This is a genomic window from Aestuariivivens insulae, assembly GCF_022662195.1.
Classification (GTDB): Bacteria; Bacteroidota; Bacteroidia; order Flavobacteriales; family Flavobacteriaceae; genus Aestuariivivens; species Aestuariivivens insulae.
In genome coordinates, this window is the sequence record NZ_JAKMCS010000002.1 from 164755 (window position 1) to 181972 (window position 17218).

The following is a 17218-nucleotide window of genomic DNA, read 5'->3' on the forward strand; positions in this document are numbered from 1 at the left end:
TGGTTATTATTGGTTATTTATTTTTTTAAAAAACATGTAAACATCTTCAAACTCTTTATTATTTAGCATTTTTGGCTGATTCTCATCGCAATATGCAAATCCTAGGTTTTCAACTTCTTTTAACTCCAAATTATGTAAAAACAGCCTAATCAAGTTCAATTGTTTTTCTTTTGAAAAATTACTTTTTGGCGGGATATATTTTCCCATCTCATGGGTTTTCTTAATCTCATATAATCGTTGTAAAACCTTAGCCATATACAAATGGTAATACTCGATGTCTATTTTCCTATTATTATACCTCTCTATCAAGTGATAGATTGCTAAATCCAAAAAGTTCAAATCGAAAGTACTCTTTACAACCTTTATATTGACATCCTTTTTTATTTCATGTAAATGATCCTTAAAATACTGATCTCTTTTTTCTTCAGAAATAATATCAAACTCTTGTATAAGTTTTTCTTTCCTAAATACAATCTCAGGGTGAGTTTTTATCGAATCTGAAACCAATTGAAAATCATTAATCTCTTTATCGATATCGAACAATGAAGTACTATTTTCCTCAAGCCAATAGGCTTTAAAGGGGTAATTCTCAAAATTAAAAACACTATCTAGCTTCATTGGATGGGAAAATACCATATCATCAACTTTCTTCAATTTGTCCAGGGCTGTCAATGCTTTAGGCTTCTTGTATTTAGTATTGGAAAACAAAATATAACCCAATGAATCGGCCTGGGCCTCTACTTCTTTGGAATGGTTCAATATATCGATGTTCAATTCGTCTATTACAGATAATGCGGCGCGTGTTCGTCCATATTCCTGCCTCTTTATTTCTTCTATTTTATTTTTTGTTTCATCGGAATACAAATTCAACATTGCTTTTGTCACTCCTTTTAATGAATGGTTCAACAACATATGGGCTATCTCATGGCAAATAACAAATGCTAGTTCATCTTCACTGTCAAGTCTAGACAACAGGCCAAGATTTATTTCAAACATTCCGTCCCCATAGCATGCTGCATTGGGAACCAATGAATTATTTATAAAAAAATAATAATCTTTGGAATGGATTTGTGGATTAGCATCGTAAACATGCCTTAACAACACATCTAAATTCTGCTTTATTCTAACGTTAAAAACATAAGCACTATCTTCTATTGCCTTGATAACTTTTTCATCCCTATCTTTATATATCTTCTTGATTTTGGATGAAAACTTTCCATCAATGCCATCTATAAACTTTAAATTAATTGCTTTTAAATACCCTTTTATGGAATCAAGGTTTTTAGGGATATACTCATTTGCATTTGTTTGAGCACTAGCAACTGAAATCGATAAAAAAATAAACAGATAAAATATTCTTAGGCGCATTCTATATTCTTATCAGAAAAAACTATATGTATATCAGATTTTATTTCTATAAATATAAGTTATATTTTAACAAAAATAAACTTGATTTCAAACGAAATTTATTTTTTATGAAGATTTCCTAATTTGGTTTCAACTACATACCAACTCCTACCAGATTTATAAACAACGCCTGTAATTTTCTTAAAAAGTCATTCCTATACCAAAAATTTTTAAATTAGCTACACAAATTCAAAACCCAAACAACATGAAAAAATTATTAATTCTAAGCCTCTGTTTACTTTCCTTCATTGAAACCAAGGCCCAAGTTGAGTATAAAATCATAACCACCGTTGAATCTATAGTACCGAGTGGCCTGGGGAGATCCCGTTTAATTTCTTCTGTAGATGAAAGGGATTACAAAGCATTTACATCTGAACAAACTGAAGAAGACCATACAAGAAACAAGTCTAACAGAAAAGATATTAGGGTTAAAGATTTTGAAGAAACCAAACTGCTAAACTTTTATAATATTGCCGGTATTAGGTTTCAAAATATTGTAGCCAACGATGCCGTAGTGGGCTCTAAAATTAATGCCATGGTTGAAGAAGGTTGGGAACTAGCCTTTGTTACCAGTGCTGTTGAAAGTGATGCTGGAAAAGACGACAATCAAGGTATTTTTATTACCAGGTATATTTTTAAAAGGAACAAACAATAAGTAAAAAGCCTCGCGTTGCGAGGCTTTTTTGTCAGGATTATTATCCGTTAATAATCTTCTCTTGGTGGTTAATGGATTCTTGGTGAATCGCTTTAAACATTTTTAATATGAATTCTTCACTCAAGCCATGTTGCTCTCCTTCTAGAACCATTTTCCCTAAAATTTCGTTCCAACGTTTTGATTGTAGTACGGCAACATTTTTCTGTTTTTTAAGTTCACCTATGCCATCTGCTGCTTGCATACGCTTTCCTAACAAATCTATAATTTGATTGTCTACGACATCAATTTGCGCCCTTAGGTTGTTTAATGCACTTACATACTCTGCTTCGGCATCGGTCTCTTTTCTAATTTTTAAATCTTTCATGATCTGTACTAAAGTCTTAGGAGTTACTTGCTGTGCCGCATCACTCCAAGCATTATCCGGATCGTAGTGTGTTTCAATCATTAAACCATCAAAGTTTAAATCCAATGCCTCCTGAGACACATCAAAAATCATATTGCGATCGCCTGTAATATGTGACGGATCGTTAATTAATGGGATATCTGGAAATCTATTTTGGAACTCAATGGCTAATTGCCATTCTGGAATATTACGGTATTTGGTCTTTTGGTAAGTTGAAAACCCTCTGTGTATGGCTCCAATATTTTTTACTCCAGAACTGTAAATTCGTTCTATACCGCCTAACCACAAAGATAAATCTGGGTTGACCGGGTTTTTAACCAAAACAGGCTTATCGGTTCCGTCCAATGCATCTGCTATCTCCTGCATAATAAATGGGCTTACTGTAGAGCGGGCACCTATCCAAAGTAAATCTACATCATGCTCTAAAGCTAATTTAACATGAGCTGCATTGGCGACTTCGGTACAAACCTTCATACCTGTTTCTTTTCTTACCGTTTGCAACCATTTTAATCCTAATGCGCCAACACCTTCAAAATTCCCAGGTCTGGTTCTAGGCTTCCATATTCCGGCCCTAAAATAATTCACATCAGTATCCTTAAGCTCGTGAGCTATTTTAAGTACTTGCTCTTCGGTTTCAGCACTACATGGCCCTGCAATTACCAATGGATGATCCAAGTTTAAATCATCTAACCAGGTTCTCATTTCTTTCTTGTTTTCCATAATTCTAATTCATTTTTAAAAATCAAATTCCAAATTCCAACTTTTAAAAGTGTGTTGCGTATTGGTTTTTATGATTTTGTGTTGGGATTGGTTTTTAATTTATTCCGTTTAATATATCTTTTATATGATTGGTTTCTCTCATTTCGTTGAAAACAGCCTCAAAATCGTCTTGCTCCATAAAGGTCTTAAAGTGAATGAGGTTATTTATATATTCTTCCAGCGTTTCAATAACATTGGCTTTATTTTGTTTAAAAATAGGCGTCCACATTTCTGGTGAGCTTTTTGCTAATCGAACTGTAGAGGCAAAGCCACTTCCTGCCATATCAAAAATATCGCGTTCGTTCTTTTCTTTTTCTATAACAGTTTTACCCAGCATAAACGAACTGATATGCGACAAATGCGATACATAGGCAATATGCTTATCATGTGCCACAGGGTTCATATAACGAATACGCATTCCAATGGCTTCGAATAATTTCAAGGCTTTTTCCTGAAGTTTGAATGCTGTTTTTTCTACTTCGCAAATAATATTGGTCTTGCCTACAAACAAATTATCTATAGCTGCACTTGGTCCCGAAAACTCGGTTCCCGCAATAGGGTGCATGGCTAAAAAGTTTCTGCGCTTGGGGTGATTTTCTACAGCCTTGCATATGGCTTCCTTAGTAGACCCCGCATCAATTACCAATGCTGTTTCTGGGATTTTATCTAAAATTGTTGGCAGCAGCTTAACGGTAGCATCAACAGGAATGGATACAATAACCAAATCGGCTTTGGAAATATCATCCAGTGTCGCTTTTTTATCTATTAAGTTTAACGATAATGCTTCGTTAAGGGTCGCATCTTTTCTACTAATCCCATGAACAACCACTTCGGAATCATGACGCTTAATATCCTTAGCTAAACTACCGCCAATTAAACCAATACCTATTGCATATATTTGTTTCATTCCTCTCCTATCCCTATCCATACTTCAGCTATACTTAGCACAAGCAAGAAAGGGCTTTATTAATTAATTTTTATTTATCGACTGCAAACTGCTACTGTACACTGCTTACTTATTTAATTCTTGCTATTGCTTCTTCTAAGTCTTCTTCTTGAGCACATAATGAAAACCTAATATACCCTTCTCCCTGGCTTCCAAAAATAGTTCCTGGGGTTATGAATATATGATGTTCCTTAAGCACCAAATCTATAAACTCTTCGGCCTTAATGTAAGCAGGCAGTTTTGCCCAAACAAAAAGCCCAGTCGCATTCCTGTCGTATGTACAATTAAGTGCTTCTGCCAGTTCCCATACCAAATCGCGCCTTCTTTTATAAACACTGTTTAATGTAACGAACCACATTTTTGAACATTTTAAAGCTTCTATTGCTCCTTTTTGTATGCCATAAAACATACCGGAATCCATATTACTTTTTACCTTCAATATATTATTGATATGCTCACTATTACCCACAACCATACCTACGCGCCATCCCGCCATATTAAAGGTTTTGCTCAACGAATTCAACTCTAAACACACCTCTTTAGCACCTTTAACATTCATGATACTAGTTGGATTATCATTTAAGATAAAACTATAGGGGTTATCGTTAACAATCAAAATATTATGGCGCTTGGCAAAGGCTATCAAATCCTTAAAAACCTGCTCTGTTGGTACGGCTCCTGTTGGCATGTGTGGGTAATTAACCCACATTAATTTCACCTTACTCAAATCTAATTGTTCTAACGCCTCAATGTTGGGCATCCAATTATTGCGGGCATCCAATTCGTAAAAAACAGGAGTAGCCTGTACCAATTTGGTTACCGATTGATAGGTTGGATAACCCGGATTAGGGATTAACACGGCATCGCCTTCGTTTAAGTAAGCCATTGAAATGTGCATAATACCTTCTTTACTGCCTATAAGTGGCAGAATATCGGTTTTAGCACTAAGGTAAACCTCAAAATGTTCCCTATAAAAACTAGCCATTGCTTCCCTTAATTCTGGAAGCCCTTGATAGCTTTGGTATTTATGGGCATTAGAATCGAACAAGCTATTGGCTATAGCGTCTACTACCTTTTGTGGCGGACTTAAATCTGGACTGCCTATGCCTAAATTAATCACAGGTTTTCCACTTGCTATAAGCAAATTTACTTCTCGCAGTTTTTTTGAGAAGTAGTACTCTTCAACAGTATGCAGTCTATTAGCTACCTCAATCATAACTTGCCGTTTTTATATTCTCCTATTACTTTTAAATTATGTCCCATAATTTCTATAACCGATTTGGCTTTCTTAAAATCTAAGTACGTTTGAAACGTAACATCAACAAAAAATGAATACTTCCAAGGTGTTTCAACAATAGGGAGCGATTGTATTTTTGTTAAATTAAGTTTACAGTCACTCATTACATTTAATATGGTCGCCAAACTCCCCCGTTTGTGGTCTGTCTCAAATTTTATAGACGCTTTACTTATTTCATTTTCTGGCACCTCCGAATTGGTTCGCTTCACTATCGCAAACCGGGTTTCATTATGCTTTATGGTTTGAATACTGTGCGCCAATATGTCCAATTCAAAAATTTCGGCAGCCATTACACTGGCAATAGCTCCAATACCCTTTAATTGTTTGTTATGGATACGCTGTGCCACTTCGGCAGTATCTTTATCTTCCACCAACTTAATGTGTGGGTATTGTTTAAAAAACTCTTTACACTGCAACAAAGCCATAGGATGCGAATACACCTCTTCGATATCCTGAATACTTTGTCCTGGCAAAACCATTAAATTATGCTGAACATCAACATAATGCTCACCCACTACATGCAAGTTATACTTATCAATAAGGGCATAATTTGGAAGTATAGACCCGGCTATAGAATTCTCTAAGGCCATAATAGCCGCATCACATTCTTGGGCAGCCAGAGCATCGACTACCCTATCGAATGTTAAACATTCTATCGCGTCAACGTCTTTATTAAAAAACTGCTGGGACACAATATGGTGAAATGACCCCTTTACTCCCTGTATAGCTACCGTCTTAATCATACATAACCTTCATTATGAGATCCTGTTCTTCAACAGGATAAATTTTATTGTCTATTTTGAATACTTTCTCGCAACATTTCAAAATATGGTTTTATTAAAAAAAAAGTCCCGATTTCCATCGAGACTTATATTTAATTTATATTTAAATTATACATACAACGCCTCGTTTCTTTATCTAAAAAAGAAATAAAACCAGTTGTTAAAATATGTATAATATACTGTTCTTGTCATAATTGCGTGGCTAAAGTAAATAATATTTTAAAATATTAAAACACTAAAAAACCTTTTTTTTATATTTTTAAAAAAGTTTTAAAGATTTTACAACAAATCCCACATTACATTAGATAATAATTATTTTTCTACCATAAAAAACTAAATTTTGTATCTAAAATTTATAAAAACTAGTTTCACCTTAGTAACCTTCATTAGTCCATATGATTTTTTCATGTACTTTTGAATAAACTATTTCAAACATGTCAATAGAAGTTATAGGCGTATCAAAACTTTACGGCAACCAAAAAGCGCTACACAATATATCATTTAAAGTAGACAAACCAGAAATTGTTGGTTTTTTAGGCCCTAACGGTGCTGGAAAATCAACTATGATGAAAATATTGACTACCTATATTAAAGCCAGCAATGGTAATGCAATAATAAATGGATATGATGTTAGCACTAACCCCAAGAATGTACAACAAAGTGTAGGCTATTTACCAGAGCACAACCCGTTGTATTTGGAATTGTTTGTAAAGGAATATTTAAAATTTAATGCCAACATATATAATGTACCTAAACAACGTATTGATGAGGTTATTGAACTTACGGGCCTAACTCCCGAATCACATAAAAAAATTGGGCAACTTTCTAAGGGGTATCGTCAACGTGTGGGATTGGCCAATGCGCTATTGCACAATCCAGATGTATTGATTCTTGACGAACCTACCACTGGGCTGGATCCTAACCAATTGGTTGACATTAGACATTTAATAAAACAGATAGGCCAAACAAAAACCGTTTTTCTTTCCACACACATTATGCAAGAGGTCGAGGCTATGTGCGATAGGGTCATCATTATAAATAAAGGAGAAATTGTTGCCGATAAAAAGCTTAAGGATTTACATAACGAAAAAGAACAAACCGTAATTGTAGAGTTCGATTACCGTGTCGAGGATGCCTTTTTATTGAAGCTTCCCAAAGTGGATCGCGTTGAGAACACCCATGATTTTGTTTATGAAATCACATTTAAAACTTCAGAGGATATGCGTTCGCATGTTTTTGACTTTGCTCACGACAACCAATTAAAAATCCTTCAGCTCAATCAAAAAAATGCCAGTTTGGAGCATTTGTTTAGGGAATTAACCCAAAATTAATTTATATAAAACAAAAAAATAACACTTTATACCGAATCCTATATTAGGGCATGACAAATATCATCTTTGCCATCAAATTTAGGCGTTAATTTTGCCATGTTATATCTTTTGAAGAGGATAATCATTTAAGAGCAAATTATAACTGTAACACAGTAACATCATGAGCAAAGGAATTTATGTAGCTACCTTAGAACCTAACAGCGGAAAATCTATAGTTGTTTTGGGTTTAATGCGTATGCTTTTAGGAAAGACTGCTAAAGTGGGTTATTTTCGACCCATTATCGAGGATACCGAAAATAATGAAATGGACAATCATATCAATACGGTATTGTCCTATTTTGATATTGATATCAATTACAAAAAAACATACGCTTTTACCAGAAGTGAGGTTCTCAACTTATACAATCAAGGTAAATCTGGTAATGTTATAGACGAAATCATTAATAAATATAAGAAGCTTGAAAAGCATTTTGATTTTGTTCTGGTTGAAGGCACCGACTTTTCACATGAAAATTCAAGTCTGGAACTGGACCTTAACATTTTAATTTCCAAAAACCTGGGGCTTCCTGTCATTATTGTATCGCAAGGAGACAACAAAAGCCTCGAAGAGATTGTTGACAGCGTACAACTGGCCCACGACACCTATAAGGAAGAGGTTGACGTACTGTCTATAATGACCAATAAAATTGAAGCAAATTTAGTAACACCACTAAAGTCTCAATTACAAGCCCGTATCAATAACGGTACAGACATCACCGTTATTCCAAAAATAAAGAGCTTAGCCAATCCTACAATTAAGGAAATTGTAAAAACCCTAAATGGTGATGTCCTTTTTGGCAAAGACCTCATCAATACACAGTCTGAAAATTTTAGCGTGGGAGCCATGCAATTACGCAACTACCTCACCCATTTAAAGGAAAATGCTTTAGTGATTACCCCAGGGGACCGTGCCGATGTTATTCTAGGTGCTTTACAAGCCAATATTTCTAAAAACTACCCTAAAATTGCTGGTATCGTTTTAACAGGCGGATTAATTCCAGAGCCTCCTATTTTAAAGCTCATTGAAGGGCTTTCCAGTATTGTGCCTATTATTTCTGTTAAAGGTGGCACTTTTGCAGTCACCAACGAAATTGGAAAAATAAAGTCCAGAATTTATGCCGAAAATATAGATAAGATTCAAACCTCTATCTCAACGTTTGAAAAGCATGTTGATACCGAAAAACTTGCCAATGATTTAATTACGTTCGAATCGGAAATCTTTACTCCTAGAATGTTTCAATACAACCTATTGCAACGTGCCTTAAAAGACAAAAAACACATTGTACTACCTGAAGGTTATGATGAACGGGTGTTGAGAGCAACCACAAGATTGATTGATGCCCAAGTAGTTGATATCACACTAATAGGTGAAGAAGACAAAATAAAAGAACGTCTAACAAAATTAGATATCGCCTTGGATATCTCTAAAATAAATATCGTTTCCCCGACAAAATCTCCTCATTTTGAAGATTATGCACAGACATTTTATGACCTTAGAAAGCATAAGAATGTCAATCTACAAATGGCAAAGGATATGATGACGGATGTGTCCTACTTTGGTACCATGATGATTTACAAAGGGCATGCAGACGGTATGGTTTCTGGTGCGATACATACCACACAGCACACCCTTCGTCCTGCACTACAGTTCATAAAAACCAAGCCAGGGGTTAATATTGTATCTTCAGTATTCTTTATGTGCTTGGAGGATCGGGTTTCTATATTTGGCGATTGCGCCATAAATCCAAATCCTAATGCAGAGGAGCTTGCCGAAATAGCAATCTCATCGGCCCAAACCGCTAAAGACTTTGGTATAGAACCTAAAGTCGCTATGTTGTCTTACTCCTCTGGTGCATCTGGTAAGGGTGCCGATGTTGATAAAGTGAGAACGGCTACCGAAATTGCTAAATCTAAAATGCCAAACCTTAAAATTGAAGGCCCCATACAATACGACGCCGCTGTAGACTTACGTATTGGTAAAAGTAAATTACCAGAATCTGAAGTAGCAGGCCAAGCCAGCGTATTAATTTTCCCAGATCTGAACACAGGGAACAATACCTATAAAGCGGTACAACGTGAAACTGGCGCTCTGGCCATTGGCCCAATGTTGCAAGGCCTTAACAAACCTGTTAACGACCTTAGCCGTGGCTGTACTTCAGACGATATTTACAGCACCGTAATTATAACCGCAATTCAAGCGCAAGACTTTTAAACCATGCAAATACTTATATTAAACTCTGGAAGTTCATCATTAAAATTCCAATTGTTTTCCATGCCTGATGCATCCATTTTATGCTCTGGGCTAATTGAACGTATTGGTTTTGAAGATGCCAAATTCACTTTTAAAACTAATGGCAATACTTTAGAAACAATTACAGCCATAAAAAACCATAAAGTGGGCTTGGAAATACTGTCCAAACAGCTTTTAGACAGCAATACTGGCATTATTAAATCGGCAAACGACATCGACATTGTTGGCCACCGGGTAGTTCATGGCGGAAAATATTTTAGCGACACCACAGAAATTACCGAAACCGTTAAAGCTAAAATTAAAGCCCTGTCTTCATTAGCACCGCTACATAACCCAGCCAATTTGGAAGGTATAGAAGTTGCCGAAACTATTTTCCCCAACGCTAAGCAAGTGGCTGTATTCGATACGGCATTTCACCAAACCATCCCGGAACATGCCTATAAGTATGCCATTCCTAATGAATTTTTGGAGGAGCATCATATTCGTATGTACGGTTTCCATGGCACTAGCCATAAATACGTTTCGGAACAAGCTATTGCTTATTTAGGAAAAAAGCAGTCTAAAATCATCACCATCCATTTAGGTAACGGTTGTAGTATGACCGCCATTAAAGATGGCAAAAGCATTGATCATTCATTAGGGTTCTCTCCCAATACCGGTTTAATTATGGGTACTCGATCTGGCGACATCGATTCATCCATCATCTTTTATTTGGCCAATAAACTAAACTACCCATTGGACAGCATAAACGATTTGCTTCAGAAAAAAAGTGGCATGCTTGGTTTAACCGGTTTTAGTGATTTAAGGGACATTGAAGCCGAAGCCAATAACGGCAATAAAGATTGCTTATTGGCTTTACAAATGAATGTATACCGTATTAAAAAATATATAGGAGGTTACGCCGCTGTGCTAAACGGTCTAGACGCTATTGTATTTACGGCTGGCATTGGCGAAAACTCCCAGCTTATGAGAAAAATGGTGTGCGAAGACATGGATTTCCTAGGCATTTCTTTAGATGAAGAAAAAAATACCGAACGCTCCAATGCCATTAAGGAAATAAACACAGTACATTCGAAAGCAAAGATTTTGGTTATCCCCACTAATGAAGAACTGGAAATCGCCAAACAGGCTATGGGATTATTTCAACCATAACAGATGATTTCGACATTGTTTTTTTACTATGGTTGAGATATGTAGTCATTGCGAGGAGAGACCTAGGAACGACGTGGCAATCCCACTAATGGGAAATCCTAACAACTGACTGCCACGGCACTCATTCTTCGCTTCTCGCAGTGACGAATTAATATTTCAATGGTTTCATTTTTAAGGCGATCCAAACTCATTCAAAAATCAAACGTCCCTTATACAACTCCTCAACTTCTATTACAGGTGGTTTATTAACAGCAATCACATTGCCTGGGCCAGATATTTTTCCTTTTATGGATTGCTGTGGGTTCACAATCATATCATTAGACCCTCTATTCCATAGTGTAACGTTCTGAGCTACTAAATCCCGCCCTTCAAAACGGGATGTCCCTGCAGCAAAAGTAATATGCAGGTTATTGGTTTTTCCCGACACAAAGCAATTGGACAGATTGTTAAAAACCAAGCGCAGCGTGCCATTATCTAATTGCAAGTTAAAATTGGCATTGGTAAACGTATCTGGAGCATAATAATCTTCAGACAAAATGGTTAAACTGGGATAGGTTAGTACACCATCGGAGCTTATATCGTATTGTGTAGAACTCCGTATTTCTGTAATATTAGGTGAAGTAATGTAGACTTTGGTCATCCCATAACCCCGTACATAGTTACAGGTGTTGTTATCGGTTAAGGTTAATTGCCCATCTGTAACTACAGCTTCCACATCGCTAATCAAGTTTTTTCCGGTTTCAACCACTACCTTTTGCGTTGCGCCTTCTTTTACTATCAATTCAATATCTCTATTTACCAAAATTTTGTCGAAAGCAGCTACAACAATTTCATTTTGAACAATAGCCCCTGTTTTTTGAAAGCAATCGTTAGCCTTTTCACTATCGCAAGCGAAAAACAACATTAATACGAGTATGTAAATTATGTTCTTCATTTCTGTCATTCCTGCGTGTTACACTGAGCATATCGAAGTGAAAGCAGGAATCTCTTTAATTGAACCTTTAATATTTTATGGATTCCTGCTTTCGCAGGAATGACAACCTATAACCTAACCCCTAAACCAAATTCTACCGCTTCAGCCTTAGCCCCATGCGATTTTAAGGTTAAAGCACCAAACCATTTGTCGTTAATATAACGTTTTAAGCCAATTCTAAAATAAGTTCGCCCTTCAAAATCAAACGGGTAATATACATAGTACCCCAATTGTGTCACCAACGATGTTTTATTTACAAAGAGTTCGTGCCCTGCAAAAATACCAACACGCTTATAATCTTCATCACCAGACACATTATCTTCTGGAAACGCAACCGACTTATAGTAAATCTGCTCTTTTAAAAAGTTTGAAAAAAACACATCGGCTCCTAACTGTAACGCACTTTTTCTGTTGATACGCTTATCAGCATACGCCGAAATAATATAAAACGGAAACTGACCACTCCCCACCACATCACTCTCGTTAATCCCAGTTCTAAACACCACATTGTACTTTATGGGTTGGTTATACTGTCTATCGTTTTCTGCAAGGGTGTGTTGGTATTCCGGAGTATTTTCATCTAAATTATAAGTCACCCCAAAATTTAAAGTTGTTGAATTAATACTGGTATTGGGCGCCTTAACATTGGCATTGGAATAATGTATTAAAGACAAGCCTGCTTGAAATCCGAAGCGTCCTAAAACACGTTCTTTTTTGTAATTAAGCATGGCATAGGTACTGCTCATAATGTGAGTACCAAAGGCATTGTTCCTAAAATTGGTTTCCTTATCGTATGGATTGTTCGTATAGGCCAATCCTTGACCAATCCGAAACATTAAATGCCTTTTGAAAAAATAAAAATTATAATGGGCATAAGCCGAAACCACATTGCCCAACACCTCATTTTTAAGGTTTTGATACGCTAAAGACACCCCATAATCGGGATGGTTATAACGCTGCTCCCATGCATTAAAACCGAAGGTTTTTTTGTTCCATGCCACAATAACGCCTTCTGGATGGCCTTTAATTAAATGAAGGATATCATTATTATGAAGCGCAATATTACCTTTAAAATAATTGATATCAACGTAAGAAGTGTTCTGTTTTTCCTGAGCTAAAGACACACTACAGATTATACAAAACATACCTAAAACTGTTAGCTTCATGTAGGTTGGGTTATACTACAAATGTAATGGAATTATTAGAATAAGGCAGATGCTATCGCTTTAATGTTATCACTTTTGCCCATAGAATAATAATGCAGGAATGGCACGCCAGCAGCTTTTAACTCCTTTGATTGTTCAATGGCAAACTCTATACCCACTTGCCTTACGTCTTTGTTATCTTTACAGGCTTCTACGGCTTCAATAAGGTCTTGGGGCAAATCTATCTTAAACACTTGGGGCAACACTTGCAAATGGCGTTTTACCGCAATAGGTTTAATCCCCGGAATAATAGGCACATTTATCCCAATTTCTCTGGCTTTGTCAACAAAATCGAAGTACTTCTTATTATCAAAAAACATTTGGGTTACCACATAATCTGCGCCAGCATCTACCTTTGCTTTTAATCGTTTCAAATCGGTGGTTAACGATGGGGCTTCCATGTGCTTTTCTGGGTAACCTGCTACGCCCACACAAAAGTCATAATTATGCTCAACCTCAACATTATCATGCAAATACTGTCCTCTATTCAAGTTAGCTATTTGCTCTACCAATTCACTTGCAAAGGCATTACCTCCTTTGGTTGGCACAAAATAGGGTTCATCCTTTCTGGCATCTCCACGTAATGCTACCACATTATCAATTCCCAAATAATGGCAATCTACCAGTACATATTCGGTTTCTTCCTTGGTAAAGCCGCCGCATAACAAATGCGGAATGGCGTCTATCTTATACTTTTGCATAATAGAAGCACATATTCCAACGGTACCGGGACGCATACGGGTAATGCGCTTTTCCAACAACCCATTGCCCTTGTCTATGTAAACATACTCCTCACGTGAGGTCGTTACGTCTATAAAAGGCGGATTAAATTCCATTAAGGGGTCGATGTTATTATATAAATCCTGAATATTCTTCCCTTTTTGTGGTGGCACCACTTCAAAAGAAAACAAAGTCTTTCCTTTAGCGTTTTTTATGTGTTCTGTTACTTTCATAAGCCTCCCCAACCCCTCCTTTAGAGGGGCATTTTACGGGGTATTTATATTATATTAAAAATATTCATTTCATTTAATCCCTCCCTCTTGGGGAGGTTAGGAGGGGCTTTTACTCTGCAATATTAGGATGCAACCATTTTCTCGCTTTATCCTTATCAATCCCTTTTCGTGTGGCGTAATCTGTTACTTGGTCGTCTGTAATTTTGCCCAAACCAAAATATTTGGCTTCAGGGTTTGCAAAATAATACCCCGAAACGGCTGCTGCCGGCCACATGGCCAAGCTTTCTGTTAATTGCACCCCTATAAGCTCTTCAACATCCAACAGCTCCCAAATAGTTTCCTTTTCTAAATGATCGGGGCAAGCAGGATAACCCGGTGCCGGGCGAATGCCTTTATAATTTTCCTTGATTAAATCGTCATTGGTTAAATCTTCATCTTCGGCATACCCCCAATGTTTGGTTCGTACTTGTTTGTGCAAATACTCGGCAAAAGCCTCTGCAAACCTATCGGCTATGGCCTGGGCCATAATGGCGTTATAATCATCGTCCTTGTCTTTATAGGATTGGGCCAATTCCTGTGCTCCAAAAATCCCCACACAAAAGGCTCCCATATAATCGGTTTTACCAGTTTCCTTTGGTGCTATAAAATCGGCTAGAGCAATATTAGGAATACCATCGCGCTTCTTCAACTGCTGGCGAAGTGTTCTAAACACCGCAACCTCTTTTCCTTTTTTCTGTACCGAAATATCATCATCGTTTATTGCATTAGCTTCAAATAGTCCAAATACTCCTTTAGGCTTTAAGGCTTGTTTGGCTATAACCTGCTGAATCATCGCTTGGGCATCTTCATACAAATGCGTGGCCTGTTCCCCAACAACCTCATCGTTTAATATATCTGGAAACTTACCATGCAAATCCCAGCTTCTAAAAAACGGACTCCAATCAATAAACGGCAATAAATCCTTCAGACTTAATTGCTTTAGCACCTGAACTCCCAATTCTTTTGGTTTTACAATCATTGATGTATCCCAATCTATTGCATATTTTTTCTGGCGTGCCTCGACTATTGAAATATACGATTTCTCTTTCCCTCGTTTTAAAAACTTGGTACGAAAATCTTCATAATCTGCTTTCAGCTTTGCTACATACTCATTTGCCGTTTTCTTATTCAACAGATCACCAACTACCGTTACGGCTCTTGATGCATCATTAACGTGAACCACGGCATTTTGGTATTGGGTATCTATTTTTACTGCTGTATGTGCCTTCGATGTTGTTGCTCCTCCAATAAGTAAGGGCAATTCAAAGTTTTGGCGTTGCATCTCTTTTGCTAAATACACCATTTCATCCAGCGATGGTGTAATTAACCCCGATAGCCCAATGGCATCCACACGTTCTTTAATGGCGGTTTCAATAATTTTTTCGGGTGGCACCATAACGCCAAGGTCAACAATTTCATAATTGTTACAGGCCAATACTACACTTACTATATTCTTACCAATATCGTGCACGTCGCCTTTAACGGTGGCCATTAATATCTTGCCTACAGGCTCTTGCTTATCTGATTTTTCAGCTTCAATAAACGGATTCAAGTATGCCACGGCCTTTTTCATGACTCGTGCCGACTTTACCACCTGGGGTAAAAACATTTTTCCTGCACCAAAGAGATCGCCAACAACGTTCATCCCAATCATTAAATGCCCTTCTATAACATCAATTGGTTTTTCGGCTTCTTGCCTTGCTGTTTCTACATCTTCTATAATAAAGGCATCGATACCTTTCACCAAAGCATGGGTAATTCGGTCTTGTAGCGACCCTTCACGCCAGGACAGGTCTACTGTTTTTTCCTTAGAAACACCTTTAACGGTTTCTGCAAATTCTAATAGGCGTTCGGTAGCATCGTCACGTCTATCTAAAATAACGTCTTCAATATGTTCCAATAAATCTTTAGGAATATCGTCGTAAACCTCCAACATGGCCGGATTTACAATACCCATATTCATGCCTGCTTGAATAGCATAGTATAGAAACACCGAGTGCATGGCTTCACGAACCAAATTATTCCCACGGAACGAGAACGACACATTACTCACCCCTCCACTAACACTAACATTCTCTAGATTTTCCCTAACCCAGCGTGTGGCTTCAATAAAATCGATGGCATTTTTACGGTGCTCTTCCATTCCCGTAGCTACAGGGAACACATTTAAATCGAAAATAATATCTTCGGAAGGAAAACCTACTTTATTAACGAGGATATCGTATGAACGCTTTGCTATTTCGATACGCCGTTCGTAATTATCGGCTTGTCCTACCTCATCAAAAGCCATTACGATAACGGCAGCTCCATATCGTTTAATCTGCTTGGCCTCCCAAATAAATTTATCTTCACCCTCTTTAAGTGAAATGGAATTAACCACACATTTCCCTTGCACTACTTGTAATCCTGCTTCAATAATTTCCCATTTGGAACTATCGATCATAATAGGTACACGACAAATATCTGGTTCTGCAGCGATAAGGTTAAGGAACTTAACCATAGCTTCTTTACCATCGATAAGCCCATCGTCCATATTTATATCGATAATCTGCGCTCCACCATCAACTTGATGACGTGCTATATCTAAGGCTTCGTCGAATTGCTCTTCCTTTATCAATCGTAAAAACTTACGGGAACCCGCTACGTTAGTACGTTCTCCTACATTTATAAAATTGCTATTTTCGTTTAAAACCAAAGGTTCTAAACCAGACAATTTCATATATTTTGTTTGCTTTATCTTCATTATTTATAATGCTCTACCGTTGGAAATGGGTCATAAAAATGGTGCAATAAAGCTTTCCATTCTTGATATTGTTCCGATCTTCTAAACCCTGTTTCATGATCTTCAATAGTTTCCCAATTCACTAGTAATATATATTTATCGTCCTGCTCCACACACTTTTTCAGCTCATGCGAAACATACCCTTTCATGGATGAAATAATATGCTGCGCTTTATGAAAGTTATTTTCAAACGCTTCAGAAAGTCCTTGTTTTATATTTAGTATGGCTACTTCCAGGATCATCC

At 37.0% G+C, this 17218-nt stretch carries 14 protein-coding genes; 4 read left to right on the forward strand and 10 right to left on the reverse strand.

The genetic code is table 11. The features are described 5' to 3' along the window. Positions 1-6 precede the first annotated feature (6 nt). Complete coding sequence (locus tag MR062_RS03420; protein WP_242202682.1) at positions 7-1368, reverse strand: M48 family metalloprotease; 1362 nt, start codon at positions 1366-1368, stop codon at positions 7-9. 244 nt (positions 1369-1612) lie between these two features. On the opposite strand from MR062_RS03420, the gene MR062_RS03425 reads away from it, so the two are divergent. Next, the gene (locus MR062_RS03425; protein WP_242202683.1) at positions 1613-2062 is read left to right on the forward strand and encodes a hypothetical protein; all 450 of its coding nucleotides are present in this window, start codon (positions 1613-1615) and stop codon (positions 2060-2062) included. 40 nt (positions 2063-2102) lie between these two features. Here MR062_RS03425 and MR062_RS03430 read toward each other — a convergent pair whose 3' ends face one another. The 4 genes from MR062_RS03430 to MR062_RS03445 all read right to left on the reverse strand — a co-directional run bounded on the left by MR062_RS03430 (position 2103) and on the right by MR062_RS03445 (position 6210). Beyond that, positions 2103-3185, reverse strand: a complete 1083-nt coding sequence (locus tag MR062_RS03430; RefSeq protein ID WP_242202684.1) for a bifunctional 3-deoxy-7-phosphoheptulonate synthase/chorismate mutase type II — start codon at positions 3183-3185, stop codon at positions 2103-2105. A gap of 94 nt (positions 3186-3279) precedes the next feature. After that, the gene (locus MR062_RS03435) at positions 3280-4131 is read right to left on the reverse strand and encodes a prephenate dehydrogenase (protein ID WP_242202863.1); all 852 of its coding nucleotides are present in this window, start codon (positions 4129-4131) and stop codon (positions 3280-3282) included. 109 nt (positions 4132-4240) lie between these two features. Next, the gene (locus MR062_RS03440; RefSeq protein WP_242202685.1) at positions 4241-5386 is read right to left on the reverse strand and encodes a pyridoxal phosphate-dependent aminotransferase; all 1146 of its coding nucleotides are present in this window, start codon (positions 5384-5386) and stop codon (positions 4241-4243) included. Beyond that, positions 5383-6210 carry a prephenate dehydratase gene (locus MR062_RS03445; RefSeq protein ID WP_242202686.1) on the reverse strand — a complete coding sequence of 276 codons (828 nt, stop codon included), beginning with the start codon at positions 6208-6210 and terminating at the stop codon, positions 5383-5385. The genes MR062_RS03440 and MR062_RS03445 overlap by 4 nt, the downstream gene beginning before the upstream one ends. A 473-nt stretch (positions 6211-6683) precedes the next feature. Between MR062_RS03445 and gldA the strand changes: the two genes are divergently transcribed. From gldA to MR062_RS03460, 3 genes are all read left to right on the forward strand, one after another. Next, complete coding sequence (gene gldA, locus MR062_RS03450) at positions 6684-7580, forward strand: gliding motility-associated ABC transporter ATP-binding subunit GldA (protein ID WP_242202687.1); 897 nt, start codon at positions 6684-6686, stop codon at positions 7578-7580. A 160-nt stretch (positions 7581-7740) separates the two neighbouring features. Next, on the forward strand, positions 7741-9831 hold the full coding sequence (gene pta, locus MR062_RS03455; protein WP_242202688.1) for a phosphate acetyltransferase: 2091 nt from the start codon (positions 7741-7743) through the stop codon (positions 9829-9831). 3 nt (positions 9832-9834) lie between these two features. Next, a complete protein-coding gene (locus MR062_RS03460) occupies positions 9835-11022 on the forward strand; it encodes an acetate/propionate family kinase (protein WP_242202689.1) in 1188 nt (395 codons plus the stop codon). A gap of 187 nt (positions 11023-11209) precedes the next feature. Here the strand turns inward: MR062_RS03460 and MR062_RS03465 are convergent, their stop codons facing one another. From MR062_RS03465 to MR062_RS03485, 5 genes are all read right to left on the reverse strand, one after another. Beyond that, positions 11210-11956: a head GIN domain-containing protein gene (locus MR062_RS03465; protein WP_242202690.1), complete on the reverse strand. Its 747-nt coding sequence runs from the start codon at positions 11954-11956 to the stop codon at positions 11210-11212. 107 nt (positions 11957-12063) lie between these two features. Further along, entirely contained in the window at positions 12064-13161 is a 1098-nt protein-coding gene (locus MR062_RS03470) for an acyloxyacyl hydrolase (RefSeq protein ID WP_242202691.1), read from the reverse strand. A gap of 35 nt (positions 13162-13196) precedes the next feature. Next, positions 13197-14153, reverse strand: a complete 957-nt coding sequence (metF, locus tag MR062_RS03475; RefSeq protein ID WP_242202692.1) for a methylenetetrahydrofolate reductase [NAD(P)H] — start codon at positions 14151-14153, stop codon at positions 13197-13199. Between the two features lie 109 nt (positions 14154-14262). Next, the gene (metH, locus tag MR062_RS03480; RefSeq protein WP_242202693.1) at positions 14263-16935 is read right to left on the reverse strand and encodes a methionine synthase; all 2673 of its coding nucleotides are present in this window, start codon (positions 16933-16935) and stop codon (positions 14263-14265) included. Continuing rightward, on the reverse strand, positions 16935-17216 hold the full coding sequence (locus tag MR062_RS03485; RefSeq protein WP_242202694.1) for an antibiotic biosynthesis monooxygenase family protein: 282 nt from the start codon (positions 17214-17216) through the stop codon (positions 16935-16937). Before MR062_RS03485 ends, metH begins: the two co-directional genes overlap by 1 nt. Between the last annotated feature and the right edge of the window lie 2 nt (positions 17217-17218).

What these genes read in the sequence shown, in the direction of transcription:
- MR062_RS03420 (WP_242202682.1), bottom strand. Translation starts at nt 1,368, where the DNA reads ATGCGCCTAAGAATATTTTATCTGTTTATTTTTTTATCGATTTCAGTT.
- MR062_RS03425 (WP_242202683.1), top strand. Translation starts at nt 1,613, where the DNA reads ATGAAAAAATTATTAATTCTAAGCCTCTGTTTACTTTCCTTCATTGAA.
- MR062_RS03430 (WP_242202684.1), bottom strand. Translation starts at nt 3,185, where the DNA reads ATGGAAAACAAGAAAGAAATGAGAACCTGGTTAGATGATTTAAACTTG.
- MR062_RS03435 (WP_242202863.1), bottom strand. Translation starts at nt 4,131, where the DNA reads ATGAAACAAATATATGCAATAGGTATTGGTTTAATTGGCGGTAGTTTA.
- MR062_RS03440 (WP_242202685.1), bottom strand. Translation starts at nt 5,386, where the DNA reads ATGATTGAGGTAGCTAATAGACTGCATACTGTTGAAGAGTACTACTTC.
- MR062_RS03445 (WP_242202686.1), bottom strand. Translation starts at nt 6,210, where the DNA reads ATGATTAAGACGGTAGCTATACAGGGAGTAAAGGGGTCATTTCACCAT.
- gldA (WP_242202687.1), top strand. Translation starts at nt 6,684, where the DNA reads ATGTCAATAGAAGTTATAGGCGTATCAAAACTTTACGGCAACCAAAAA.
- pta (WP_242202688.1), top strand. Translation starts at nt 7,741, where the DNA reads ATGAGCAAAGGAATTTATGTAGCTACCTTAGAACCTAACAGCGGAAAA.
- MR062_RS03460 (WP_242202689.1), top strand. Translation starts at nt 9,835, where the DNA reads ATGCAAATACTTATATTAAACTCTGGAAGTTCATCATTAAAATTCCAA.
- MR062_RS03465 (WP_242202690.1), bottom strand. Translation starts at nt 11,956, where the DNA reads ATGAAGAACATAATTTACATACTCGTATTAATGTTGTTTTTCGCTTGC.
- MR062_RS03470 (WP_242202691.1), bottom strand. Translation starts at nt 13,161, where the DNA reads ATGAAGCTAACAGTTTTAGGTATGTTTTGTATAATCTGTAGTGTGTCT.
- metF (WP_242202692.1), bottom strand. Translation starts at nt 14,153, where the DNA reads ATGAAAGTAACAGAACACATAAAAAACGCTAAAGGAAAGACTTTGTTT.
- metH (WP_242202693.1), bottom strand. Translation starts at nt 16,935, where the DNA reads ATGAAGATAAAGCAAACAAAATATATGAAATTGTCTGGTTTAGAACCT.
- MR062_RS03485 (WP_242202694.1), bottom strand. Translation starts at nt 17,216, where the DNA reads ATGATCCTGGAAGTAGCCATACTAAATATAAAACAAGGACTTTCTGAA.